The following is a 24,480-nucleotide window of genomic DNA, read 5'->3' on the forward strand; positions in this document are numbered from 1 at the left end:
GCCAAAGAGGCTCCTTATTCGACGATAATGAGCGGTTCGCCGAATTCCACCGGCTGAGCATCTTCCACAAGGATTTCCTTGACGACACCGGTTTTGGTGGAGGGAATGTGGTTCATGGTCTTCATGGCTTCGATGATCAGGATCGTTTGACCCTCTGTCACCTTGTCGCCGACCTGAATAAATGCGGCAGCTCCCGGTTCTGGAGACAGATAAGCTGTTCCGACCATTGGAGATGTTACCGTTGAACCGGCACTGGCTGTCGTATCAGCAGCTGGCGCGGAAGCTGTAGCCGGCGCTGCGGCTGGTGCTGCTGCGGCGACAGGTGCAACAGCAGGAGCGGCAGCCATGTTGATCGGGGCGTTGATTGACATTTGACGGGCGACGCGAATGCGGGTGTCGCCCTGTTCCAGCTCGATCTCGGAAAGATTGGTCTCGTCGAGTAAAACTGCGAGATCCCGGATCAGGGCAGTGTCGAATTTCTTGTTATCGTTACGCATCATGTGGTTTGGCTCTCGTACTCGGTCCGCAATTGGCACAAACATATACCGGCCGCTGTCAGCTCCACCTTGGCTGGTGGCTGGCTCGATCTTGCCGGTTTTCGGGGATTTGAATTCCGTCAACTCCGGTTCGTTCTGTGCAATTAGCCCCGCATTATCAAAGCATTTGAGGTCGTATCCCACTTCCGTTCAGAAAGCGGATTACGACCCTTATAGGCATTCAATAGTAACAGGAAAACCCCGACGGATCATCGAAATCGAGGAAAAGTCGTGTCGGATGAAGGTTTTTTAGCAGGTCGTCTGACCACAGTTCTTCATCGCGTCCAGTTTGTTGCGCAATTGATCATATCCAACAGCGCCCATTACGACCTCGTTGCCGACAACATAAGAGGGTGTTCCGGTAAGGCCCAGGCGATTGGCGATTGTATAGACTTCTTCAATTGTCAGCCCGGCTTCGTCGGTTTCCATGGCTGCGAGCAGCTTGTCTTCCTCGATGCCGGTTTCCAGAGCAGCCTTGAGTGCGCTTGCCCGATTTGCCTGACCACGGCTAAGAAGCAGGGATTCGTGGAATTCAGCATATTTGCCCGGGGCAACGGAATTGACCGCGACTGCAACCTGCGCTGCTTCAACGGACCCCTGACCGAGAACGGGGAATTCCTTCAACACGACCTTCAGGTCCGGGTCGCCCTCGATCAATTTCATCATGTCGCCATATGCGCGCTTGCAGTAGCCGCAATTGTAATCGAAGAATTCGACCAGCGTCACCGAACCTTCTGGATTGCCCATGACAACCTGACGAGTGGAATTGAACAGAATGTCGGCGCTGTCATTGAGGGCCTGCAAGCGTGCAGTCTCTGCAGCTTCCCGTTCACGTCGATCCAATTCGGTCAGCGCTTCCGCGATGATCTCCGGGTTCTGCAAGATATATTCGCGGACGATCTTTTCAATCTCGCCGCGGTCAATGTCCTGAGCTGTCGCCGACCCTGCGACAAGTGCAAGACACAGCGCGCTTGCGGAAAAGATCCTCAGCAGCACAGGCGGGCACAGGCGCCGGGAGAATTGGAATACTTGGGTCATTCAGGGCTCCTTTGACGGTAGATCCGGATCTTGGCCGGTCTCTCCGCCTTGCGTGTCACAGGTCAGCGGTTTCGCGGTAGTTTGGGTGTCTTGTACGCTACAATATCGTCCGCTTGAAGCCATGCCGGCGATCCGCGCTTCAAACTTTTTTGAGCACGCGCCGCATAGCGCTTGGCTGCCTCGAAGTCTCCGCGAACCATCAACCCCTTTGCGGTGGCCAAATCTGCCTCAGCGCGTTCGCCCTGACGGCCATGCGCAATGGCAAGCTGGCTGTAGGCAATGCCTGAGTTTTCGTCCATTTGAATGGCTCGTTTCAAAATCTTCTCGGCCTCAGGCAGATAGGACTGCTCATTTGCACCGACAAGCGCGTAGCCAAGCCAAACGAGAAACTGTGGTTCGTTGGGTTTGAAGGAAAGCGCTTTTCGGAACGGTGCAATGGCGCGCTTGGGGTCGCCGCCCTCCAGAAGAGCCTGTCCCTTCAATTCGTAATAATAGGGATTGTTGGGTTGTGTGCGGATCAAGGCATCGATCTCTTTGACAGCACCTTTGCCGCGGCTTTTCATGGCCGCAATCGCTCTGGCGTATTGTGCAGCCGGGCTTTTGTCGCTTCTGGGGTAAGCCCTGAGCGTTGCCGATGGGTGACTGGTAAAGGCATAGAGTTTGGCACGCGCCTGGTCATGCCTGTACTGCAACACATAATCTTCCGGCTGGTTGAAGTACTTGGATTTTTGAGCCTCGTTCAAAAGGCCGTTGAAACGCTCTTGCGCCATAGGATGGCTCTGCGCATATGGGTCGGCAAATTTCCTTGAGAACATTTGCTGTTCCGACATGCGTTGAAAGGTTTTCAACATGCCGCGGGCGCTCTGTCCTGTTGCGTTGAGGTATCTGAGTGCAGCTCTGTCGGCCGCAGCTTCTTCACCGCGTTGATAGCTCAGCAACGTTCGTCTGCCGACTGAGCCAGCTCCAAGAGCAGCTGCAGCACCTCCTGAAGCAGCATCCCCTGATCCGGCTGCCGCGCCGGCAGCGGCTGCTCCAGCGCCCAGTATCATGCCGATCACGGAAACGATTTGGGCGTTCGCGGCTGCGGATCTCAGTCGGACGAGATGTCGGCCGGCGATGTGACCTGTTTCATGCGCTATAACGCCGATAACTTCGCCTGGCGCTTCTGCTTCCATGATGACGCCGATATTGATGAACATGCGCCGGGAATCGGGAACGAAGGCGTTGAAACTCTTGTCGTTGACGAGAATGATCTGTGGTTCTGAATTGGAAATGCCAGCCACCTTGTAGATAGGCTTTGCATAGTCCTTCAAAAGCGCTTCCACTTCTGCATCACGAACCAGCGGCAGTTTTCCGCGTTGTGCCTGTGCGGGGACAATAGCCATCGGCAAAAAGATTGAAGCCGAGCAGGCGATGGCAACGGCTTTTTTCATCAATCGACTACCGGACTTCAACGTCGACAAAGCTTGAACGGGCACGAAGGTCTTCTCGCTCTTTGATGTGTCTTGGGGCAGCACACCCATTCCACGCACATATTTGTGTGGCGAAGGTATGGAGGTGTCGCGTCAGGGTCAAGAAAAGCCGAATGACAAATAAGTAAGGATTGTGACTGTCTGCCGCGCCAATTCCGATGGATGCGTTGCATCACTTCATAAAATCCGCGATACCGGTTGCCTTCGAAGCAGGACCGGAAACGCTACCCCTATGAACACACCAGTTTTTTCGCCTTCCAAGCGAAGTGAGGTTGCCCCGTTTATCGCCATGGACGTTCTGTCCGAGGCAGCCAAACTGGAAGCCCAGGGGCGATCAATCGTTCATATGGAAGTTGGTCAACCTTCCGCACCAGCGCCTAAAGCTGCACTTTCAGCAGCTACAGAGGCGTTGAAGCATGGCCGCCTCGGTTATACCGAAGCGCTCGGCATCAAGCCGTTGAGGACTGCGCTCTCTGACCACTACAGACACACTTATGGGGTGAATGTACCGGCGGAGCGTATCATGGCGACTACCGGTTCTTCCGCTGGTTTCAATCTGGCATTCCTGGCAGCGTTCGATCCAGGGGACCGTATTGTACTGACCGCACCGGGATACCCGGCTTATCGGAATATCTTGAAGGCGCTCGGATTGATCCCCGTCGAAGTGGAGGTCGGTTCAGATACCCGTTGGTGCCTGACGCCTGAGCATCTGGAAGCGGCCAGGCGCGAAGGTCCCATCAGAGGTGTTCTGGTCGCCAGCCCCGCCAATCCAACGGGCACCATGATGAGTGCTGAAGCGCTCGACACCCTCATCCATTACTGTGACGATGAGGGGATTTGGTTCATCTCCGATGAGATCTACCATGGCCTCGACTATGCCGGTGAGCAGAAAACCGCTCTGCAAACGTCGAAAAAGGTTATAATTATCAATAGCTTTTCAAAATACTATTGTATGACAGGTTGGCGGATCGGCTGGATGGTCTTGCCGGAGCAACTCGTTCGACCGACCGAACGCATTGCACAAAGCCTTTATATTTCTCCACCAGAACTCTCCCAGATCGCGGCAACATCCGCACTTGGTGCGGTTCAGGAGCTTGAAGCAGTCAAGGCAAGTTATGCAGCCAATCGGACCTTGTTGCTGGAGGGACTGCCTGCGATCGGTTTCGATAAACTGTTGCCAGTCGACGGCGCATTTTACATCTACGCCGACATAAGCCGTTTCAGTTCAAACAGTCTCGAATTTGCCAAGCGTATCCTCCATGAAGCAGGGGTCGCAGCGACACCCGGTGTCGATTTCGACCCCGTCCACGGGCACGAATTTCTGCGGTTTTCTTTTGCAGGTGCCCATGAGGACATGAAATCTGCTCTGGAAAGGCTTTCAGGTTTTCTCGGTTAGTCCCAAGTGCGCACAAAGAAAAGGCGGCCAAATTGGCCGCCTAATAACTGTTTCTATGATTTAGGATCAGAAGAACGATCTTCCACGCTGCCACCAGCCGACGCGCTTTGGTTTGTCTTCCTTTTCCTCCTGCGACGTTTCGCTTGTGACCACCGGCTCAGCGGGAGCTGAGGGTTTCACTTCTGCGTCCTCTTCAGGTGCATCAGCAGCAACAGGCTGCTCGGAGGTTGGTGTTTCCACCACGATTGTCTCTTCCGAGATGAGTGTTTCGACCGCTTCGGCTGCAACAGCACCATCGGCTTCCGGTGTGTCTTCTGTTACTTCGGCAACGCTTTCTTCAGTTGCCTCGACCACCGTATCGGTTTCAGCCACTTCTGCGGGCGTTGCATCGCTGTCATCGCTGCTTGCGACCTCAGCGACGTCCTCAGAGGCTTCTTCCGTCTCTGAGCCTTCCTGAGCGTCAAACCCGTCCTGCGCTTCGCCGTTCGCGATGTTCTGAGCTTCCGTGCTCTCATCTTCTTCGCCATCGGCGCGCACATCGTCGCCGTTGCGGCGACCTCTGCGTCCCCCGCGACGACCGCGACGGCGTTTGCGACGTGGCTCATCATCACCGTCACCGTCTTCGGATCGTGCCTCCTGAGACGCATCATCGTCTTCAGTTTGCTCGTCACCTTCTCCCGAGGTTTGGCGAACTTCGTTTTCGTCAGACTGCTGATCGGAACCGCCTCTGCGGCGCTTGCGCCGGCGTCTGCGACGACGGCCGTCGCCGTCTTCGTCCTGGGCCTGTTCTTCAACGACCGGCTGTTCCGTCGTCTCGTCGATGATCTCGACGGTATCGGGCTGAACGATAGGTGCCGGCGCTGGAATTCGATCCCTGTCAACCGGTGCCCCACGCTCAAGCACGTAGAGTTGCCCATTGACCATGTCGTCAGCGTGCACCTCTATTTCGACCCCGAACCGGGTCTCCAAATCAAAGAGGTTGGAGCGTTTCTGGTTCAAAATATAGAGCGCGACCTGCGTGGTCGTGCGAATGATCAGGTTGTGTGACGCACCCTTGAGAAGGTTGTCCTCGATGGACCTAAGAACGTGAAGGGCAACCGATTCCACGGACCGGATCATACCGGTACCCTGACAATGCGGGCAGGGCGTTGTCGAACTTTCCAGAACACCCGTCCGGATCCGTTGACGGGACATTTCCAGCAGACCGAAATGCGAGATGCGCCCAACTTGGATGCGCGCCCGATCGTTCTTCAAACAATCTTTCAGCTTGCGTTCAACGGCACGGTTGTTCTTCGACTCCTCCATATCGATGAAGTCGATAACCACCAGACCGGCGAGATCCCTGAGCCTGAGCTGGCGAGTTACCTCTTCAGCGGCTTCCAGGTTGGTCTGGAGAGCCGTGTCTTCGATATTATGTTCGCGCGTGGACTTGCCTGAGTTCACATCGATGGATACCAGAGCTTCGGTCTGGTTGATGACGATGTACCCCCCCGATTTCAGCGTGACCTGTGGTGAGAACATCGCGTCAAGTTGCGGTTCCACGCCGTAACGGATGAAAAGCGGTGAGGGGTCGCGATATGGCTGAACATTCTTTGCATGGCTCGGCATGAGCATGCGCATGAAATCCTTGGCTTCCCGGTAACCCTCGTCACCCGAGACAAGGACTTCGTTTATGTCCTTGTTGTATAGATCGCGAATTGAGCGTTTTACGAGACTGCCTTCCTCGTAGACGAGACTCGGCGCACTAGACTTCAGCGTCAGCTCTCGAACATTTTCCCAAAGCCGCATGAGATATTCAAAGTCGCGCTTGATCTCAGCCTTGGTTCTGCTCGCGCCAGCCGTGCGCAAGATGACACCCATGCCTTCCGGCACATCGAGTTCAGACGCAATCTTTTTCAGGCGCTTGCGGTCGGTTGGCTGTGTGATCTTGCGAGAGATGCCGCCACCACGTGCCGTGTTGGGCATGAGAACCGAATAGCGGCCTGCCAAAGACAGGTAAGTGGTCAGGGCCGCGCCTTTGTTGCCGCGCTCCTCCTTGACGACCTGAACCAGTATGATCTGGCGGCGCTTGATGACTTCCTGGATCTTGTACTGTTTGCGTACCGGAACAGACCGCTCAGGGACCTCTTCCATGGCATCTTCAGCGCCAACGGATTCAACTGCGTCTTCTTCCGAATCGGCATCATCATCGTCGTCATTGCGGCGACGGCGACCGCGGCGGCTTCTGGCGCGAGCCGGTCTTTTGTCTTCTTCTTCGTCCGTTTCCACTTCGTCGGAAACGTCTTCGTCGGTTTCCTCAGCGTCGTCCTCTGCAGTACCTGCCTCGGAAGCTTCACTTTCAGCTGCGTCGCCGTCAGTCACTTCCTGCGGTGCCTTGGCCGAAATTTCCTCAGAAGCTGTTTCGCTTCCATCTGTTGCAGATGCTTCGTCCGAATTTTCTTCCTGTCCGGAGGCATCAGCCGTCAGCTCTTCGTCTCCCTCAGGAGACTGGCTCACACTCTCTTCAACCGGTTCGCCGTCTTCCGCTGCGCTCAGCGGGCCTTCAGCAGCACCTTCGGCTTCGGCTTCCACCTTTTCACTGGCGACCGTCTCGCTCGCCTCGTTCTTGGCTGCGCGGGATTTGCGCCGGCGTTTTGGCTTTTCTTCGTTTTCTGCGTCATCGCGCTGGCGCTCGGCAGCCTCGGCTGCAAGCAACGCCTCACGGTCCGCAACGGGAATTTGGTAGTAGTCCGGGTGAATTTCACTGAAAGCGAGGAAACCATGACGGTTTCCGCCATATTCCACGAAGGCCGCCTGAAGCGAGGGTTCGACCCTTGTAACCTTTGCTAAGTAAATATTCCCGCGAAGCTGCTTTCTGTTTGCCGCTTCAAAGTCGAATTCTTCAACCCGATTGCCACGCACGACGACGACCCGGGTCTCTTCCGGGTGGCCCGCGTCGATCAGCATTTTGTTTGCCATTATGAAACTTCTCCACGGCAGCGCTCATGGGCGCGTGTGCAAAACGCGCATCGCCCGAAAGGAGGATGGCTGCCGTATTTGTTTTGATAAGATGAGAAAGGGCGTTTGCGCCCGGCGCGGTCGGGTCATCAACACAAGCGGCCGCAAATGCGGGGCCTTGCTGTATGTTGTTCTCCATGTGCATCGCGCGGGTCCTTCGGGGCAACGCAAGCCCTTTAGTTAAGTCGTTGTACCTTTTCCGGTTTACAGCTTGGCGTGAACGCTCTGTCTGCACCGGTTCCGGACTGTGTTCGTCTAGAAGAGCCGCCGCGGCCTCGCCGGAAAATCTGCCATTGGTTATGGGCATCACATTGCGAGGCGGGGCGGTTTCAAAGATGTGCCAATACCTTATCCGCAAACTGCCAAGTGGAACTTTTGACTGGTAGAACGGCCTCTGTTCTGCCATTTCCATGTCCTGGCGGGTGATGACGTTGTGGATAGATACCCTTGTTCGTCACCAGGGAAGGTATCGGTCTTGAACCGAAATCCGTAAGGTACTTTTACGATCCGCTGCTTCGCTTTGCAAGCAATGTGAAATGCATAAGGCATTTTCCTTGAGCTTCGGATCGCGTATGACAGGGCTGGCTGGGGCCCGTGTGCAGGCAAATTGCAAGCAAAATGGCCGGAATAATTGAAGTGAAACACTGGACAAAACCACTGGTTGGCATCATGCCGAACGCCATGGGTCAGCTGCTGACGCTCGCTGGCTTTGTTTTCTGTCTTTTGCTGTTTGGTTTCAGTGCGCTATTGATGCCAGCACACGCGGAAGCCGAAAAACCAACTGTTTTGGGCGCCAGAGTGGCAGGCGATGACGCTAGAACGCGAATCGTTCTGGACATGGACCAGCAGGTGACGCCGACAATTTCCGGTTTGCGCAATCCTTATCGACTGATCATCGATCTCCCTGAGGTTGTCTTCAAGGTACCCGAGGATGCCGGAGAGAGTGGTCGAGGTCTCGTATCCGATTGGCGATTCGGCTTGTTCGCTGTCGGCAAATCCCGGATTGTGTTGGACCTGACCGGCCCGGTGAGTGTGGACAAGACCTTCTTCTTACCCGCAATTGACGACCAACCGGCACGACTTGTCGTGGATCTGGTTAGCGCGTCAGCCGAAGATTTCTCGACATTCGTAGAAGCTTCTCGCCCAAACCGGTCCACGGCCGACAAGAAAACAGATACCAAGACCGACCGATTGGCGGCCGCAAAGGACAGCGACAAACCTCTCATTGTTCTGGACCCGGGCCACGGTGGCATCGACACCGGTGCCACGGGCGTTGCCGGTACGCTGGAGAAGGCCATCGTTTTGGATTTCGCCAAACTTCTTAAGGCAAAACTGGATGAGAGCGGTCTTTACACTGTGCACATGACGCGCGAGGAAGATACGTTTATTCCGCTGGCAAAGAGGGTTCAGATCGGACACGACCTCGAAGCGGACCTGTTCATTTCCATTCACGCTGATTCGGTCAGGAGAGGCCGGAAATACGCGCGGGGAGCGACGGTTTACACACTTTCTGACAAGGCATCTGACCAACTTGCAGAGGATCTGGCAGAAATTGAAAACATGTCCGACGTGATCGCGGGGGTGGAATTGCAGGAGGAGCCGACCGAGGTGACCGATATCCTGCTGGATCTGGCTCGGCGCGAGACCAGGTCTTTTTCGGTCTATTTCGCCAGAACGCTTGTGAGCGAGCTCAAAAGCGCTGTTCGATTGATCAACAACCCGCACAGATCTGCGGGTTTTCGGGTGTTGAAAGCGCATGATGTGCCGTCAGTTCTGGTGGAGCTGGGCTATCTCTCGAACGAACATGACGAAAAGCTCCTGATTTCCGAAGAGTGGCGTGAGCGCATGGCCGGCGCAATGAGCGAGGCAATTCACGGTTTTTTCCGGCCGAGATTGGCCCGGCAACACGTGACGCCATCTCAGTAAAAGGCCTGAATTGTCTCGAAAATTGAAGGTCTTGTCAGGCGATTGCCTCAGCATCGCCATATTGGTGCACGAGGAAGGCTGACAAGTGTTTGTGACAATCGGCGCCAAAGGGTGCTGTATTAATGTTTCCGTGTTAAAAAGCCTGACGCGTTAATGACGGGGAAAGACGAGCCCGCAGTATGAAATTCTTGGTGAAGTTTTTTGGCTATCTTTTCGGGATCGGCGCAGTATTTGCGCTGTTGATAGCGGCAGGTGTCTGGATGTACCTGGAGACACTCTCGGAAGATCTGCCCGACTATACGGCGTTGCAGAACTACGAGCCGCCGGTGATGACTCGCGTTCACGCAGCGGACGGTAGTCTCATGGCTGAATACGCCACGCAGCGCCGCATGTTCTTGCCGATCCAGGCCATTCCAGACCGTGTGAAACAGGCTTTTATCGCCGCGGAAGACAAGAATTTCTATTCTCACATCGGTGTTGACCCTGAGGGCATAGCCCGTGCCGGTGTGCGCTTCGTTCAAAACTACGGTTCTGGGCGGCGCCCGGAAGGGGCCTCCACCATCACGCAGCAGGTCGCGAAGAACTTTCTGTTGTCAGACCTGGTCAGCGAAGAACGCCGCCGCCGCTCAGCTGCCTACGAGCGCAAAGTCAAGGAAGCAATCCTTTCGCTGCGCATCGAACAGGCCTTTACCAAGGACGAGATTCTCGAGCTCTATCTCAACGAAATCTATTTCGGGTTTGGAGCCTATGGCGTAGCTGCCGCTTCATTGATCTATTTCGACAAATCCGTGCACGAGCTCAATTTGGAAGAGATCGCATATATGGCCGCGCTTCCGAAGGGGCCCAGCAACTATCATCCGTATCGCAAAACCGAAGCGGCCATCGCCCGTCGTAATTATGTGCTCGATCGTATGATGGCTGATGGCTATATTTCGACAGCGGAAGGCGAAGAGGCCAAGAAGAAATCGATCGTCGTCAAGCCTCGCGAACGCGGGTCTTTCCTGTTTGCCGCCGAGTATTTCACCGAAGAAGTCCGGCGTGAAGTCGCCGAAATTTTCGGGGACAAGCGTCTTTATGAAGGCGGGCTTTCGGTCAGATCCACTTTGGATCCCGAACTTCAGAAAATGGCGCGCAAATCCCTCATGGATGGCCTGATCGACTTTGACCGCAAACGCGGCAGTTGGGGTGGCCCGGTCGACAAGATTGACCTTGGCGCTGATTGGGGCGTCGACCTGGCCAAAGTGGAACCCTTGAGCGACATCCCGGAATGGCAGCTGGCTGTCGTATTGGAGGCCGGCGGCGACGAAGCGCGTGTCGGCGTTCAGCCGAAACGGTTGGTAAGCGGCAGTCTTGATGAAGAACGCCAAATCGGACAGCTTTTCCTTGATACAATGAAATGGGCACGGGTCTCCGGTCGTGCGCCGTCCGCTGTTTCGGATGTGCTGACACCTGGAGATGTCGTCTACGTGCAGGAAAGCCCGGTTGCGCCGGGAACCTTTGAACTTCGTCAGATCCCCAAGGTCTCCGGCGCGCTTGTGGCCATGGACCCGTATACGGGCCGTGTTCTCGCGATGGTTGGCGGGTTCAGTTTCGCACAAAGTGAATTTAACAGGGCGACACAGGCCTACCGCCAGCCTGGATCCTCGTTCAAGCCGTTCCTTTACGCTGCTGCGCTCGACAATGGCTACACGCCGTCGTCCGTGATCATGGACGCGCCTCTGGAAATCAGTCAGGGACCGGGGCTCGGCACATGGCGGCCTCAAAACTATGGCGGAAAATTCTACGGCCCATCTACATTGCGTACGGGTATTGAACTGTCCAGAAACGTCATGACCGTGCGTTTGGCGCAAGATATGGGTATGCCCCTCGTTGCTGAATACGCCAAGCGTTTCGGCATCTATGACAACATGCTTCCCGTTCTGTCGATGTCACTTGGCGCCGGTGAAACCACCGTGCTGCGTCTGACCACGGCCTACGCAACGATTGCAAATGGTGGCCGGAAAGTGCGTCCAACCCTGATCGACCGGATTCAGGACCGGTACGGTCGTACCATCTATAAACATGACAGCCGGATCTGTGATGGCTGTACCCAGGACAACTGGGAAGGACAGGGAGAGCCGTCTCTTATAGACAATCGTGAGCAGGTTCTGGACCCGATGACGGCCTTCCAGATAACGTCCATGATGGAAGGCGTCGTTCAGCGGGGTACAGCAACCTCCGTACGTGCTGTCGGTCGCCCTGTTGCCGGAAAAACGGGCACCACAAACGACGAAAAAGATGCCTGGTTCATGGGCTTCACGCCTGACCTCGCAGTCGGCGTCTTTGTAGGCTTTGACAATCCGAAACCGATGGGCCGTGGCGCGACCGGTGGTCAGGTTTCTGCGCCGATCTTCACGGACTTCGTCAAAAAGGCGCTTGCCGACAAACCGCCAGTGGAATTCAGAGTGCCCAAGGGCCTGCAGTTGATTGCTATCAATCGCAGGACCGGACTGAGCGCAGCTGCAGGAACACCTGGAGCGATTCTGGAAGCCTTCAAACCGGGCATGGCGCCAAACGACAGCTTCTCCGTGATCGATTTCCAGGACTCCATGGGGGTCCCGGCCAATGTTTCACAAGAGGCGCTCGACGCGGTTGCAGGCGGCACAGGCGGCCTCTACTAACTGACCAAAGCTCCTTTGGTCGCGATGGGACAATGGAGACCAGTCAGCCCGGTTTACAGCAGCTGGTCTCACAGGTAATGTCCCGCTCCAATTCCCGGCCCGTGTCTCCTCGTCGAGACCGGGCCGCTTCACATAAATTGACGCGAGGTACCCGATGCGCGCCGAAATGGAAGCGATCGTCGATGAAATCAAGCAGGCCATAAGCCTGCTGAGGAGGCATCTTTGACTGGGACAATGCACTTGTCCGCCTGGAGGAACTGAACGCTCTTTCCGAAGATCCAGAGCTGTGGAACGAACCGAGCCGGGCTCAGAAGCTCATGCGGGAACGGCAGCAGCTCGACGACGGCATCAACGGTGTCAAGGGACTAGAGCAGGACTTGGCCGACAATGTCGAGTTCATCGAACTCGGCGAGATGGAAGACGACAAGTCTGTTGTTGAAGATGCCGAAGAGGCGCTTCGTGGCCTGAAAGACAAGGTCAACGAGCTGCAGCTGCAATCATTGCTGTCCGGTGAAGCCGATGCCAACGATACCTATCTGGAGATCAATTCCGGGGCAGGTGGCACGGAAAGCCAGGACTGGGCGTCCATGTTGCTCAGGATGTACAGACGTTGGGCTGAAAAACACGGTTTCAAGGTAGAAATACTTGAATACCATGATGGTGAAGAAGCCGGCATCAAATCCGCGACACTCCTCATCAAGGGAGAGAATGCCTACGGTTGGATGAAGACGGAATCTGGTGTTCACCGGCTGGTTCGAATCTCGCCCTATGACAGCAACGCGCGTCGGCACACAAGCTTTTCGAGCGCTTGGGTCTATCCGGTGATCGATGATTCCATCGAAATTGACGTTAACGAAAGCGATTGCCGTATCGACACCTACCGGGCTTCCGGTGCAGGCGGACAGCATGTCAACACAACGGATTCAGCCGTGCGCATTACGCACCAGCCGACCGGAATTGTCGTTCAATGCCAGTCAGAGCGTTCACAGCACAAGAACCGGGCAACGGCTTGGGGCATGCTTAAGGCGCGCCTCTATGAGGCAGAGCTGAAAAAACGCGAGGAAGCTGCCAGCGCTGAAGCTGCGTCCAAGACCGACATTGGTTGGGGTCACCAGATCAGATCCTACGTGCTTCAACCCTATCAGCTTGTGAAGGATCTTCGCACCGGTGTTGAAAGCACTTCACCGGGTGATGTCCTGGATGGAGACCTTGACTGCTTTATGGAAGCGGCGTTGGCGCAGCGAGTCTTCGGAGGAGAACCGGTTGAGGTCGAGGACGTCGAATAGTCCCGAAAACTATTGAAACAGTCGGGGCCCCAGTGGCCCCGTTTTGCTTAGAGCGACAGTGCCGTCAATTTTTCGCCTGCAGCCAGGAACGAGGCCGGATTGTTGGGCTTTTCATTGCGGCGAATCTCATAGTGCAGATGAGGGCCTGTTGATCGACCTGTAGAACCGATATTTCCAATCAGGTCGCCCGCCAGCACATGATCGCCCTCAGAGACGCGAATGCGGCTGAGATGCGCATAACGGGTCACGAACCCGTTAGCGTGTCGGATCTCCACCATTTTGCCGTATCCACCTTGCCATTTGGCGCTCAGGATCGTTCCCGGCGCCGTCGAATAGACGCGGGAACCATAGGGTGCCTTGAAGTCTGTACCGGTGTGCATTGCAAGTCGGCCAAGGAAAGGATCGACACGAGGTCCATAGCTGCTGGAAACTGACCCGTTTTTAATCGGACGTTTGACGGGGAGCCGTAGTGCAGTGAATTTTATTCGCCGCAACGCGTCTAAGGCATTGCTGGCACGTTCTATTCTTTGTGGGAAGTTCTCATCGGTTATGGGCAGGAATGGGCCGCCGACGGATGTCTTTTTGCGCAACGCTGTGTTTACGGAAGGTGCTATCTTCCGGGTGATGTCGAGAATATCGTTGATCCGACCTTCAGTCGCGACCGTGATCGCATCAATCGCTGCAGTGCTTTCGACATCCATCGCCGAGATGTCAGCCTTCACCGCATCGAGAGCAGTTTGCTTCTCAGAGTTTTTTTTTTCGTCGAGCAGCTCGGCGTTGGCGCCATCGACCGGTTGTTGCAGGATTGTGAGTGGGTCGACACTCCTGCTCGTACCGTCGCGAAGACCAAGTGCCTTTACCGGCTCATCGATCAGTTCACTTTCGCCACCGATCGCAGATTTGTCATGCGTATCAGCTGCTGCAAGGCCACGGCCGTCCAGACTGGGCTTTTGAGGCGGCAGCGGTTTGTCACTGCTGAGATAGATGCCTGCATTTTCAGCCCGCGCAACAAGATCAGCAACAATAGCATGACGCTGATTGAGATCCTGCTGCCTGCGCAGCACGTCCATGACCTGAATTTCAACCGATTCCCGATCAACCATCTGCCGGCTGTTCAGGTTTTCAATTTCGGCACGCAGGCGATCGATGTGATCCTGGTACTCAAGGACAAGTTCAGTGCGCTCAGCGCTTGCTTCCGCCATCATGTCGTTGCGCAGAAGATAGTAACCGACTGTCCCAACCACTGCGAGCGTGGCTGTTACACAGGCGATAGCGCCGCAGACAAGGTGAGCGGGACGCACCGTATATGTGGTTGTCTTGGCGTTTTTCCCCAAGGGCGCATGATGGGCTGCTGCCCTTTGGTTTGGGTATGTCCGCGTCTTTTCTCGGCGCTGTTGCATGGTCACTCAGTCACTGCCTGCATTCTGCAAAAGAACTGAGTGTGATTAGAATTTGGTAAGGTTAATAAATCGTCTTCAAAGGGGGTGAAATTACCCGACAAGAGGCGCCAATGGCTTGTAAAACCCAGGGGTTAGGCCAGCTTCCGAGCGCGCACGATCGTTAAAAGGTGGTTTCAGAGCTCCGCGGAAGTGTCGCCGAACATAAGCATGGAATGCCGGTTCAGCTCTGATTCCCTGTCGATCGCATAAGAATCGGAACCATTTCGCTCCAAATGCAACGTGATTCTTTTCGTCCCGGTAGATGATATCCAGGCACTTCGCAGTGTCTTCGTCACCAATCTGACGGGCCTTTTCGATCATTGGAGGTGTGATATCGAGACCCCGGGCCTCCAGAACAAGGGGAATGATCGCCAATCTGGCAGCCAGGTCGTGTCCGGTGTCTTGCGCTGCCTGCCAGAGACCATCGTGCGCAGGCAGGTCGCCGTAGGTGGCATCCAATCGTGACAGCCTGTCTTGGAGCATTGCAAAATGCTTTGCTTCCTCCAGTCCGACACGGACCCAGTCGTCATAATAGGATCTGGGTAGTCGTACATAAGCAAAGCGCCCGATAAGGTCCCAGGTCAAATCAACGGCATTCAACTCGATATGTGCAAGCGAATGGATGAGCGCCAGTCTGCCGGCCTTGCCGGTAAGGCTTCGCTTGGGCATGTCGCGCGGCGCCAGGAGTGTTGGGTTCGGCGGACGGCCTGGCCGTTCCGGCATGTCACCGTCCTTTGAAAGCGACCCCAAAGCCAGGCTTCTTTGAAACCAGGCTTTGGACACGCCGTAAGCGAGCCGAACCTTTTCGCTTGTCTCTTGAGCTGCGACAATCGCACGCGCACCGGCTACGAGGCTTTCAGGGATGTCTGGTTTTTCCGTAGTCGGCATGCTTACCTTAGAGTGTGCCTGCTGCTTCAAGAACGGCCTCGGCATGCCCGGGCACTTTCACTTTCCGCCAGATTTGAGCGATTTTTCCCTCTGCGTCTATCAAAAACGTGGCTCGCTCTACACCCATGTATTTCTTGCCATACATGGATTTCTCCACCCAGACACCAAAACTTTCTGCTGTTTGTGTATCGGTATCGGCCCCAAGTCTGACCGCGAGGTTGTGTTTGGCAATGAAGTTGTCGTGTTTCTTGGCGGAATCGGGTGAAATTCCGATGATGGTTATTCCGAGGTTCTTGAAGGCTTCCATGTTTTCAGAGAAGGCAATTGCCTCCTTTGTGCAGCCTGGTGTGTTGTCCTTGGGATAAAAATAGACCACCACGGGTTTCCCTTTCAGGGAACTTAGTGAGACCCGACCGCCACCATCGCTCTCCAGATCAAAGTCAGGTGCTGCATCGCCAATGGTCAAATCACCCATATTGCCTTCCTTCCGTCAAAGTTTGTGCGTTAATGCCCGAATCCGCCAGTTCGCGGGATCGCGGCTGTCGCTTTTGTCAAAGAGTTCGCAGTATCATAGGTCGCTCGGCGACTCGTTCAATGCTGCGCGGGAGCAAGCCAGATCTTGTTCCAGGAAACACTGGATCGCCTGACTGATACGCACAGGCTTTAGAATGGATTTGTGGAGTTGCCAACCAAAGGCGGAGCGACAGAGCTGAAAGAGCCGGGTAAAGCCAGGCCCAAACGGAAGCGACTACGTTACTTCGTCGCTTTCCTTCTCGTCTGCTTGGTTGCGGCGACTATCGCCGTGTTTGCGTCTGGGCCAGTTCGCGTGCCTATGCTGGGAAGCCTGTTGGCAATGCAAGGGACACGTGGTCCGGTCACGCTTTCCGTCGACGGTGCGAGCCTTGATTTCACCGCGCGTGACGGCATCAACATTATCCTTGAAGGTGCAGAGGCCAGTATCAGTGGCCCCTCGGCTGTCACACTACGCCTTCCCAAACTGACCGCGCCGCTTAACAGGGATGCGCTGTTCTCGGGCAAAGTCCATTTCTCTTCCCTGATTCTCGATCAACCGCACGTCGAAATCGAGCTGAAAGGCGGTCCGGCAAAGATACCGGAAATCGGTCCTCTTATGGAGGCGGTTGATCGGGTTAGCGACGTTGTCGATGATCAGTTCGCGCGCAGAGCGCTGAAGTTTGTCAGTGTCACGGATGCATCGGTTGAACTGTCCGGGGCGACCAAGCGAAAGTTCACAGGCATTGACGCCAATGTGTTCAGGGGAAGTAACCGTGCGATCCGCGCTTTTGCAAAGGTATCGGGTGGTGTTTCCACCTGGCGGATGGAACTTGCACGCAGCGCCCCCGAGGGGGGAGCAGAGAAGAGCATAGGCGTTGTGGTCAACGGTATCACTCTCGCAGAACTCCTTGGACCCAATGCCACACCGCAATACGGCAAGGGCTTCGGGTTACCGGCTTCGGCCAAAATTGAAAGTCGATTGGATGCGGAAGGAGAGTTTCTTTCAGCAAACGCGGTCGCGCGGGTCCGAAATGGCTGGTTTCAAATGGGAAGGACATTGGTTGCATTTGATGATGCAGCTTTATCACTTCTGTTTAAAAAGTCCGGCCAACCTATTGAAATAACAAAATCTCATATCATTCGAGGCAATAGTCGAATCTTTTTCACCGGTGCGTTGGAGCCCGGTCTCGGTGGCGGGCGCGAATGGGGCATCAAGCTGGATGCGGAGCATCCTCAATTCGGTTCGGCCGACATTCGCGAAGTGCCTCATATGCTTGATGGGGTTCAGGTGAGAGCGCGCTTTGACCCGCAAGACCGGCTTTTGTCGATAGATCGCTTTACCGCGCGTTCCGGAAAGGCGGTTGTTCATGGCGTGGCCGTTCTCGAGATAACCTCTAAGGGGCCTTATCTGGCACTTGCCGCTGAGGGCGAGCAGATCCCAATCGCCGTGGCCAAACAGCTTTGGCCAATAACACTCGTTCCACCTGCGCGGCGCTGGATCATCGACAGAATAACCGGCGGGAAAATTGAAAAGGTCTCCTATACCGGCGCCATCCGTCCACCTGCATTCAACCATCGTGATCCGGACCCAGGTTGGTCCGGCGACGACATGCGTCTTGACATGACTTTTTCCGGTGGGTCCGTCACGCCCATTGGAGAAGTTCCAGAGATAAAGGGGCTTGCGGGGACGCTGACCGTTCAGGACGAAACGCTCACTGTTTCAGCAACCGATGGCTTTGCGACGACCCCCGATGGCGGCGAAATTGTTTTGCCAGAGGGTGTCTTCAATATTTTCAACTTGCCCCTCCGACACGGAAAGCTTGCCCAGATTACGACGAAGCTGCAAGGCGAGGCCAAGGATCTGGGCGAGGTTGTCGATAGCGCTCCCTTTAGAGTGCTTGAACGTGCCGGATTGAAAAACGATGGTGTCAGCGGTCAGGGCGAACTCGACGTAACGGCAACTTTTCCGCTTGGAAAACCCGTCGATATTGTCGATCTCGATTGGCGAGCTACGGGCGAGTTGGAGAATTTCACCGATAAAAACCCGATATTGGGGCACACCGTTGCAGATGCAGATGTGTCAATTGATGCGAACAAGCAGCAGGTCGCGATAACGGGGAGGGGCAAGCTGGACGGCCTGCAGGCCGATATCGACCTCGTCGTTCCCCTTGGCGAAAACGGAGTTGCCGGCAAACAAGACGTGATCGTCTCCACCACTGCCGCCCAATTGAAAGACAAAGGAATTGATCTGACAGCGTTTCTGGACGGACCCATGACGCTGAATGTCACCCGGGCAGAGGACGCACAGGACTTTGTGATCGACCTGAAACCTACGGACGTGCGCTTGCTGGCACTTGGATGGCATAAGGCCAATGGCGTTCCGGCAACCGCCTCGTTCAGGCTCGTGGAGACGGAAACTTCTCGCAAAATCGAAAACTTCAAGCTTACGTCTGAAGGTGTCAACGTCACCGGGAATATGAACCTGTCGGCAGATGGAGACCTCGTTACTGCGTCGTTTGATACTTTTCAGTTGCGACCGGGAGATGATGTGGAAGTCGACATACAGCGCGCTTCTGGTGGTCGGTACGACATCATTTTTGCGGGTGCTGCGTTCGACGGTCGTGGACTCATTCGCAGCATTCGTAGTCCCGGTGGAAGTAAGGGAGCGGGTGACTTCGAAGATGGCGCGAGAATCTCCGCTACGATTGATCGCGTCACAGGCTTCAACGGTCAAAGTATCTCAGGCTTTGCCGGGCAGATCGAGACCGGAAGCAAAGGATTGGTGTCGGCTGATCTGGGCGGACTGATGAACGGAAACTCCGGTTTTGAATTCTCTGTGACACCGCAGAACGGATCGCAGACTGCCAACGGAAACTTTGCCGATACCGGAGCAACACTTCGCTTCCTGGATCTTTACGAGCGTATGCAGGGCGGCAATGGCACCGTGAATGTTGCCATGGCCGATGAAGACAGTTGGGTCGGTGACTTCAATGTTCGAAGCCTGAAAATTACCGAAGACCCGGCGATCAAACGCATTCGGGAGCGTGATCGAAATGGGTTAAACCCGGACGGTTCGGTTACCAATCGGCGGGAGGTTGATGGAACGGCGAGTTTCGATACACTCGATATCAGTTTCACGCGCGACGGCGACTTGATGACAATTACCCGAGGAGCCCTGCAGGGGACCGCGCTCGGCGGCACGGTCAGCGGCACCGTTGATCTTGATCAGCAGACACTCAACCTGACCGGGACATTCGTACCGATTTATGCGTTGAACAATTTCTTTGCCAAAATACCGCTGCTTGGGTTTGCACTCGGTGGCAATTCCGGTGAAGGGCTGATTGGCGTCACCTACAAACTGTCCGGATCTGTTTCCGATCCGGTCCTGTCAGTCAATCCGATCTCAGCGATCGCGCCCGGTATCTTTCGCAAGATGTTTGAATTCCAGGCCAATTGAGCATCAAAAAAAGGCCGATCAACATGAGCCGGCCTTTGTATGGGTCTTTGCTATTGTTCAGACCGGCTTCAAGAGCACGTGCTTTTTCTTACCAAGTGACAGTTTGACAATTCCCTCGTCGGTGACATCGTCGAGAGACAGTTGCCGGCGGTCATTTTGCTCACCCTTGTCGTTGATCTTGACCGCACCGCCCTTGATATTGCGACGGACGTCGCCGTTAGAAGCGCACAGTCCGGCGGTAACAAATGCGGACAACACCCCCAGACCCGCTTCAAGATCAGCTTTGGAAATCTCTACAGTAGGCAAACCCTCCGCAGACTGACCTTCTTCGAAGGCCTTGCGTGCAGTTTCTGCGGCAAGCTCTGCCTTGTCACGGCCATGGATCAGAGCTGTTGCCTCTGTAGCGAGGATCTTCTTGGCTTCGTTGACATCGGCACCCTCGAGTGCGGCCAGCCTTGCGACCTCGTCCATTGGCAGGACTGTGAAGAGTTTCAAAAAACGCTCGACATCCGCATCTTCCGTATTGCGCCAATACTGCCAATAGTCATAGGCGGAAAGCTGCTCCTCATTCAGCCAGACAGCTCCAGCTGCGGTCTTGCCCATTTTGGCACCTGAGGCAGTGGTCAACAACGGGGATGTCAGGGCATAGGCATCCGCCTCGCCGAGGCGTCGCACAAGGTCGGTTCCGGAAAGGATGTTGCCCCATTGATCCGAGCCGCCCATCTGCAGCCGACACCCGGTCCTGCGGAAAAGCTCCAGATAGTCATAGCCCTGCAAGAGCATGTAGTTGAATTCCAGGAAGGACAGATGTTGTTCACGCTCAAGTCGAAGACGGACCGAGTCACGTTGGATCATCTGATTGACCGAGAAATGCCTGCCGATGTCCCTCAGGAAGTCGACATAGTTCAGTTTCAAGAGCCAATCGGCATTGTCCAGCATGAGCGCATCAGTCGGACCGTTTCCAAAGGTCAGAAGCTTTTCGAATACCTTCCTGATACCAGCCTTGTTTTCTTCAATGTCTTCTTCCGTCAGCATTCGGCGGGTTTCGTCCTTGCCGGATGGATCGCCGACACGGGTTGTGCCGCCGCCCATCAAGGCGATTGGACGGTGCCCGGTTTTCTGAAACCAGTGGAGCATCATGATTGGCACCAGCGATCCGGCGTGAAGGCTCGGTGCCGTGCAATCAAAACCGATATAAGCGGTTACGGTCTCCTTGGCGCAGAGTGTGTCGAGCCCGTCTGGGTCGGATATCTGGTGAATAAAATCGCGTTCTGAAAGAACGTTTAGAAAGTCCGATTTGAACTCGCTCATGCCTGTCTGTCCGTCCGTAGTCGTCTTCTGCGCCATCAAGGGCCCTGTTGGACGTGCTCTAGCGCGTGCTGCCGGAGTTGTAAATTGCAGCACATAGGAAAAGGGGGTGTTGTTGCAGCTTGACCGAAAAAGTTCAGTTTGGAGTGCGTCCTACCGGGCGAACTTTCAGACATACATACTTCAATTGACCTTCTTCCCAGGCGATACGCAATTCTTCGCTCAGTGTTCGAGGCACCAATTCATTCAGCACAGCCTGGCACTCAGCCTCGGTTTCGAAAGTACCTTCATCACTTACTGGCCAAACATTCGGACCGGTTAGCATTTGAATGGATACTGCAAGAATAGCCCACATATTGAATCACCTCTCTTTTGTGATTTACATCATAAAATGTAACAAAGCCGCGGCTAATCATATGAAAGTAACCCAACGTGATGGCAGTCACAGCCGAACAATTGCGGCAAGTCTATGTTCTTCTCATCGGCGCAGCGAATTGCGCCAGGATCAAAAGAGAGGACCTGACATGTTTCGTAAGTTCGCAATCGCCGCCGTTACTGTTGCCACCGTCGCAACTGCTGCCGTTTCCATGACACCGAGCGAAGCTCATGCAAAAAACCGTGCCGGAGCCGTCGCTGCCGGAGCGATCTTCGGCCTTGCTGCTGGCGCTATTATCGCCTCCCAGGCACGTCCGCGCTATCAGCCGCCGGTTCGCTGCAGCTACCGTCCAATTACACGCTGGGATGCTTACTATGGCCGTTACGTTGTCGTTGGTCATCGTCAAGTTTGCTACTAAGATCTTTCAAGATCCAATCGCTAGCGAATTGCCTCCTCCGGGAGGCTTTTTCGTATTGTGAAGTGTGTCATTTCACCTTCAAATACGGGACCCGCGAATCTTGGCCGGTGTTCCATGTCATCTCATCAACTTTCACCCTCACGCCGTTTTGGCCTGCTCTGTGGCTCGCTGGAGCCGGGGGCCACAAATTCGATTTCTGATGTCAACGGCGTTTCCGTTGGGCACAAGACAATGCGAAACGGCGATGTGAATACAGGCTTCACTGCTTTGGTCCCGCATCCAGGGAACATCTTCCAGGAAAAGCTCAATGCGGGTGTCGAAATAATAAATGGTTTTGGAAAGAGTGCCGGACTGATTCAGGTTGATGAGCTTGGGACACTTGAGACGCCAATTCTCCTAACAAATACATTCGCCATCGGCGCTGGCGTCAACGCGTTGATCCGACAGGCAATCCTGAAAAATCCAGAGGTGGGTCGCACGACAAGTACGGTCAATCCTGTGGTTCTGGAATGCAATGACGGGTTTCTGAACGATATTCAAGCCATGCCTCTTGCCGAAGTTGATGCAATTGCGGCTCTCGAAGCGGCGTCGTCTGAAGTCGAGCAAGGCAGTGTTGGCGCAGGTACCGGCATGAGTGCATTCGGTTTCAAAGGCGGCATTGGATCGGCTTCCAGAACGTTCGAACTAGATAGTGGCCGTTTTGTGCTGGGGGCATTGGTGCTTGCCAATTTCGGGCGCGCGGGCGACCTGGTCTTGCCGGATGGTCGCCGTCCGGACCCCAAGGATACACAAACCTCTGAAGAGCGTGGCTCGGTTATTGTGGTCCTTGCGAGCGACGTTCCACTTGAGAGCCGACAGTTGAAACGCATTGCGAAGCGGGCAGGGGCGGGACTTGCCCGTCTTGGTGCATTTTATGGAAATGGCAGTGGTGATATAGCGCTGGCGTTTTCCACTGCACAAAATGTTCTTCATCAGGAAGAAAATGATTTTGTCGACCGACGGTGCTTGAACGAAGACCGGATCGATATCCTCTTCAGAGCCGCTGCGGAAACTACTCAAGAAGCCGTCTTGAATGCGATGATCGCTTCGCCTTCGACAACAGGCAGAGAACGGCATCAGAGGCCGTCGCTGACCGATTGGCTTCAAGACACGTCGAACCAGCTTTAGGGAACGAACCCAACAGAAAACCCCGGAGTTGCCGCCGGGGTTTTCGATGTAGCAAGCTACGATCCGATTAGACGGAGTAGTACAGGTCGAACTCGACCGGATGCGGCGTCATTTCGTAACGCTCGACTTCTTCCATCTTCAGTTCGATGTAGGCGTCGATCTGGTCGTCGTCGAACACACCGCCGGCTTTCAGGAACTCACGGTCAGCATCGACAGCTTCAAGCGCTTCACGCAGCGAGCCGCAAACTGTCGGGATTTCTGCAAGCTCTTCCGGCGGAAGATCGTAGAGGTTCTTATCCATGGCATCGCCAGGATGGATCTTGTTCTTGATACCGTCGAGGCCTGCCATCAGCAGCGCGGAGAAGCACAGGTACGGGTTGGCAGTCGGATCCGGGAACCGGACTTCGACGCGCTTGGCCTTCGGAGACGCCGTGAACGGAATACGGCAAGATGCAGACCGGTTGCGCGAGGAATATGCAAGGAGAACAGGAGCCTCATAACCCGGAACCAGACGCTTGTAGGAGTTGGTGGACGGGTTGGTGAAGGCGTTGAGTGCCTTGGCATGCTTCAGGATGCCGCCGATGAAGTAGAGGCAGGTTTCGGATAGATCCGCATACTGGTTGCCAGCAAATGTCGGCTCGCCATCTTTCCAGATTGACAGGTGACAGTGCATGCCGGTGCCGTTGTCGCCGAATACCGGCTTAGGCATGAAGGTGGCGGACTTGCCGTAGGCATGGGCAACCTGATGGACGACGTATTTGTAGACCTGCATGTTGTCGGCGCAGCTTGTCAGAGCGTCGAATTTCATGCCGAGTTCGTGCTGAGCTGCAGCCACTTCGTGGTGATGCTTCTCAGTAGGCACACCCATTTCGCCCATTACGGACAGCATTTCGGAACGGATATCCTGCGCGCTGTCAACCGGCGGAACCGGGAAGTAGCCACCCTTGGTGCGCGGACGGTGGCCAAGGTTTCCTGTCTCGTATTCGGAACCCATGTTGGACGGCAGTTCCGTGCTGTCCAGAATAAAGCCAGTGTTATAAGGATCAGCGTTGAAACGAACATCGTCGAACATGAAGAATTCAGCTTCCGGACCAACGTAGATCGTGTCACCGAAACCGCCGGACTTGACGTATGCTTCTGCCTTTTTGGCAGTCATGCGCGGGTCGCGGTTATAGCCTTCACCGGTGATCGGGTCGACGATGTCGCAGAAGATAGCCATGGTGGACTGTGCGAAGAACGGATCGATGTGAGCTGATTCCGGATCCAGGATCAGCATCATGTCGGACTCGTTGATGGCTTTCCAGCCGGCAATGGACGATCCGTCGAAGGCAACGCCTTCGGCAAACATGTCTTCATCAACAAGAGCAACATCCATCGTGACGTGCTGCATTTTACCACGGGGGTCGGTAAAGCGCAGATCGACGAATTTCACGTCCTTTTCCTGAATCTCCTTCAGGACTTCAGCGGCAGTGGTCATAGTGTCCATCCCTTAATTATCATGTGAACGGTTGGGTAATGTTCCGGCCCTGCTGAGGTTCAGATAGAGCTCTTTCAGACGCTGGACCGGAATTCGGATAGCCGGCAAATGCCGGAATTAGGTGGG

General features: G+C 55.0%; 16 protein-coding genes. 7 read left to right on the forward strand and 9 right to left on the reverse strand.

The genetic code is table 11. The features are described 5' to 3' along the window. Positions 1-14 precede the first annotated feature (14 nt). The 3 genes from accB to FIV00_RS15295 all read right to left on the reverse strand — a co-directional run bounded on the left by accB (position 15) and on the right by FIV00_RS15295 (position 3,052). Positions 15-497 carry an acetyl-CoA carboxylase biotin carboxyl carrier protein gene (accB, locus tag FIV00_RS15285; protein ID WP_152504283.1) on the reverse strand — a complete coding sequence of 161 codons (483 nt, stop codon included), beginning with the start codon at positions 495-497 and terminating at the stop codon, positions 15-17. A 288-nt stretch (positions 498-785) separates the two neighbouring features. Next, the gene (locus FIV00_RS15290) at positions 786-1,574 is read right to left on the reverse strand and encodes a DsbA family protein (RefSeq protein ID WP_152501553.1); all 789 of its coding nucleotides are present in this window, start codon (positions 1,572-1,574) and stop codon (positions 786-788) included. Positions 1,575-1,636: 62 nt separating this feature from the next. After that, complete coding sequence (locus FIV00_RS15295) at positions 1,637-3,052, reverse strand: M48 family metalloprotease (protein ID WP_247649244.1); 1,416 nt, start codon at positions 3,050-3,052, stop codon at positions 1,637-1,639. Positions 3,053-3,278: 226 nt separating this feature from the next. Between FIV00_RS15295 and FIV00_RS15300 the strand changes: the two genes are divergently transcribed. Further along, positions 3,279-4,442, forward strand: a complete 1,164-nt coding sequence (locus tag FIV00_RS15300) for a pyridoxal phosphate-dependent aminotransferase (protein ID WP_209006555.1) — start codon at positions 3,279-3,281, stop codon at positions 4,440-4,442. A 66-nt stretch (positions 4,443-4,508) separates the two neighbouring features. Here the strand turns inward: FIV00_RS15300 and FIV00_RS15305 are convergent, their stop codons facing one another. After that, positions 4,509-7,400 (reverse strand): ribonuclease E/G, encoded by a 2,892-nt coding sequence (locus FIV00_RS15305; protein ID WP_152501555.1) that lies wholly within the window; start codon positions 7,398-7,400, stop codon positions 4,509-4,511. 675 nt (positions 7,401-8,075) lie between these two features. On the opposite strand from FIV00_RS15305, the gene FIV00_RS15310 reads away from it, so the two are divergent. From FIV00_RS15310 to prfB, 3 genes are all read left to right on the forward strand, one after another. After that, a complete protein-coding gene (locus tag FIV00_RS15310) occupies positions 8,076-9,365 on the forward strand; it encodes an N-acetylmuramoyl-L-alanine amidase (RefSeq protein WP_247649245.1) in 1,290 nt (429 codons plus the stop codon). Positions 9,366-9,553: 188 nt separating this feature from the next. Beyond that, a complete protein-coding gene (locus FIV00_RS15315; protein WP_209007030.1) occupies positions 9,554-12,025 on the forward strand; it encodes a penicillin-binding protein 1A in 2,472 nt (823 codons plus the stop codon). A gap of 154 nt (positions 12,026-12,179) precedes the next feature. Continuing rightward, positions 12,180-13,311, forward strand: a protein-coding gene (gene prfB / locus FIV00_RS15320; RefSeq protein WP_152501557.1) for a peptide chain release factor 2 whose coding sequence is annotated in 2 segments (ribosomal slippage) — positions 12,180-12,248 and positions 12,250-13,311 — 1,131 coding nt in all. Because the reading frame shifts where the segments join, the coding sequence is not laid out codon by codon here. 47 nt (positions 13,312-13,358) lie between these two features. Here prfB and FIV00_RS15325 read toward each other — a convergent pair. From FIV00_RS15325 to bcp, 3 genes are all read right to left on the reverse strand, one after another. Next, the gene (locus FIV00_RS15325) at positions 13,359-14,711 is read right to left on the reverse strand and encodes a M23 family metallopeptidase (protein WP_152501558.1); all 1,353 of its coding nucleotides are present in this window, start codon (positions 14,709-14,711) and stop codon (positions 13,359-13,361) included. A 90-nt stretch (positions 14,712-14,801) separates the two neighbouring features. Next, positions 14,802-15,638: a ferritin-like domain-containing protein gene (locus FIV00_RS15330; RefSeq protein WP_173006010.1), complete on the reverse strand. Its 837-nt coding sequence runs from the start codon at positions 15,636-15,638 to the stop codon at positions 14,802-14,804. 7 nt (positions 15,639-15,645) lie between these two features. Further along, a complete protein-coding gene (gene bcp / locus FIV00_RS15335; protein WP_152501560.1) occupies positions 15,646-16,113 on the reverse strand; it encodes a thioredoxin-dependent thiol peroxidase in 468 nt (155 codons plus the stop codon). Between the two features lie 378 nt (positions 16,114-16,491). Between bcp and FIV00_RS15340 the strand changes: the two genes are divergently transcribed. Then, positions 16,492-19,608, forward strand: coding sequence for an AsmA-like C-terminal domain-containing protein (locus FIV00_RS15340; RefSeq protein WP_209006556.1), 3,117 nt, complete (start codon positions 16,492-16,494; stop codon positions 19,606-19,608). A gap of 57 nt (positions 19,609-19,665) precedes the next feature. On the opposite strand, the gene tyrS is transcribed toward FIV00_RS15340, so the two are convergent. Continuing rightward, the gene (gene tyrS, locus FIV00_RS15345; protein WP_152501561.1) at positions 19,666-20,919 is read right to left on the reverse strand and encodes a tyrosine--tRNA ligase; all 1,254 of its coding nucleotides are present in this window, start codon (positions 20,917-20,919) and stop codon (positions 19,666-19,668) included. A 521-nt stretch (positions 20,920-21,440) separates the two neighbouring features. On the opposite strand from tyrS, the gene FIV00_RS15350 reads away from it, so the two are divergent. Together FIV00_RS15350 and FIV00_RS15355 are read left to right on the forward strand one after the other, a co-directional pair. Then, positions 21,441-21,710, forward strand: coding sequence for a tyrosyl-tRNA synthetase (locus tag FIV00_RS15350; RefSeq protein WP_152501562.1), 270 nt, complete (start codon positions 21,441-21,443; stop codon positions 21,708-21,710). Between the two features lie 114 nt (positions 21,711-21,824). Beyond that, positions 21,825-22,877 (forward strand): P1 family peptidase, encoded by a 1,053-nt coding sequence (locus FIV00_RS15355; RefSeq protein WP_152501563.1) that lies wholly within the window; start codon positions 21,825-21,827, stop codon positions 22,875-22,877. Between the two features lie 67 nt (positions 22,878-22,944). Here FIV00_RS15355 and glnA read toward each other — a convergent pair whose 3' ends face one another. Further along, positions 22,945-24,354, reverse strand: coding sequence for a type I glutamate--ammonia ligase (gene glnA, locus FIV00_RS15360; RefSeq protein ID WP_152501564.1), 1,410 nt, complete (start codon positions 24,352-24,354; stop codon positions 22,945-22,947). Positions 24,355-24,480: the final 126 nt, after the last annotated feature.

The organism is Labrenzia sp. THAF82 (assembly GCF_009363435.1).
In the GTDB taxonomy this organism is placed as follows: domain Bacteria; phylum Pseudomonadota; class Alphaproteobacteria; order Rhizobiales; family Stappiaceae; genus Roseibium; species Roseibium porphyridii.

What these genes read in the sequence shown, in the direction of transcription:
- accB (WP_152504283.1), bottom strand. Translation starts at nt 497, where the DNA reads ATGCGTAACGATAACAAGAAATTCGACACTGCCCTGATCCGGGATCTC.
- FIV00_RS15290 (WP_152501553.1), bottom strand. Translation starts at nt 1,574, where the DNA reads ATGACCCAAGTATTCCAATTCTCCCGGCGCCTGTGCCCGCCTGTGCTG.
- FIV00_RS15300 (WP_209006555.1), top strand. Translation starts at nt 3,279, where the DNA reads ATGAACACACCAGTTTTTTCGCCTTCCAAGCGAAGTGAGGTTGCCCCG.
- FIV00_RS15305 (WP_152501555.1), bottom strand. Translation starts at nt 7,400, where the DNA reads ATGGCAAACAAAATGCTGATCGACGCGGGCCACCCGGAAGAGACCCGG.
- FIV00_RS15325 (WP_152501558.1), bottom strand. Translation starts at nt 14,711, where the DNA reads ATGCAACAGCGCCGAGAAAAGACGCGGACATACCCAAACCAAAGGGCA.
- FIV00_RS15330 (WP_173006010.1), bottom strand. Translation starts at nt 15,638, where the DNA reads ATGCCGACTACGGAAAAACCAGACATCCCTGAAAGCCTCGTAGCCGGT.
- bcp (WP_152501560.1), bottom strand. Translation starts at nt 16,113, where the DNA reads ATGGGTGATTTGACCATTGGCGATGCAGCACCTGACTTTGATCTGGAG.
- FIV00_RS15340 (WP_209006556.1), top strand. Translation starts at nt 16,492, where the DNA reads ATGCAAGGGACACGTGGTCCGGTCACGCTTTCCGTCGACGGTGCGAGC.
- tyrS (WP_152501561.1), bottom strand. Translation starts at nt 20,919, where the DNA reads ATGAGCGAGTTCAAATCGGACTTTCTAAACGTTCTTTCAGAACGCGAT.
- FIV00_RS15350 (WP_152501562.1), top strand. Translation starts at nt 21,441, where the DNA reads ATGTTTCGTAAGTTCGCAATCGCCGCCGTTACTGTTGCCACCGTCGCA.
- FIV00_RS15355 (WP_152501563.1), top strand. Translation starts at nt 21,825, where the DNA reads ATGTCATCTCATCAACTTTCACCCTCACGCCGTTTTGGCCTGCTCTGT.
- glnA (WP_152501564.1), bottom strand. Translation starts at nt 24,354, where the DNA reads ATGACCACTGCCGCTGAAGTCCTGAAGGAGATTCAGGAAAAGGACGTG.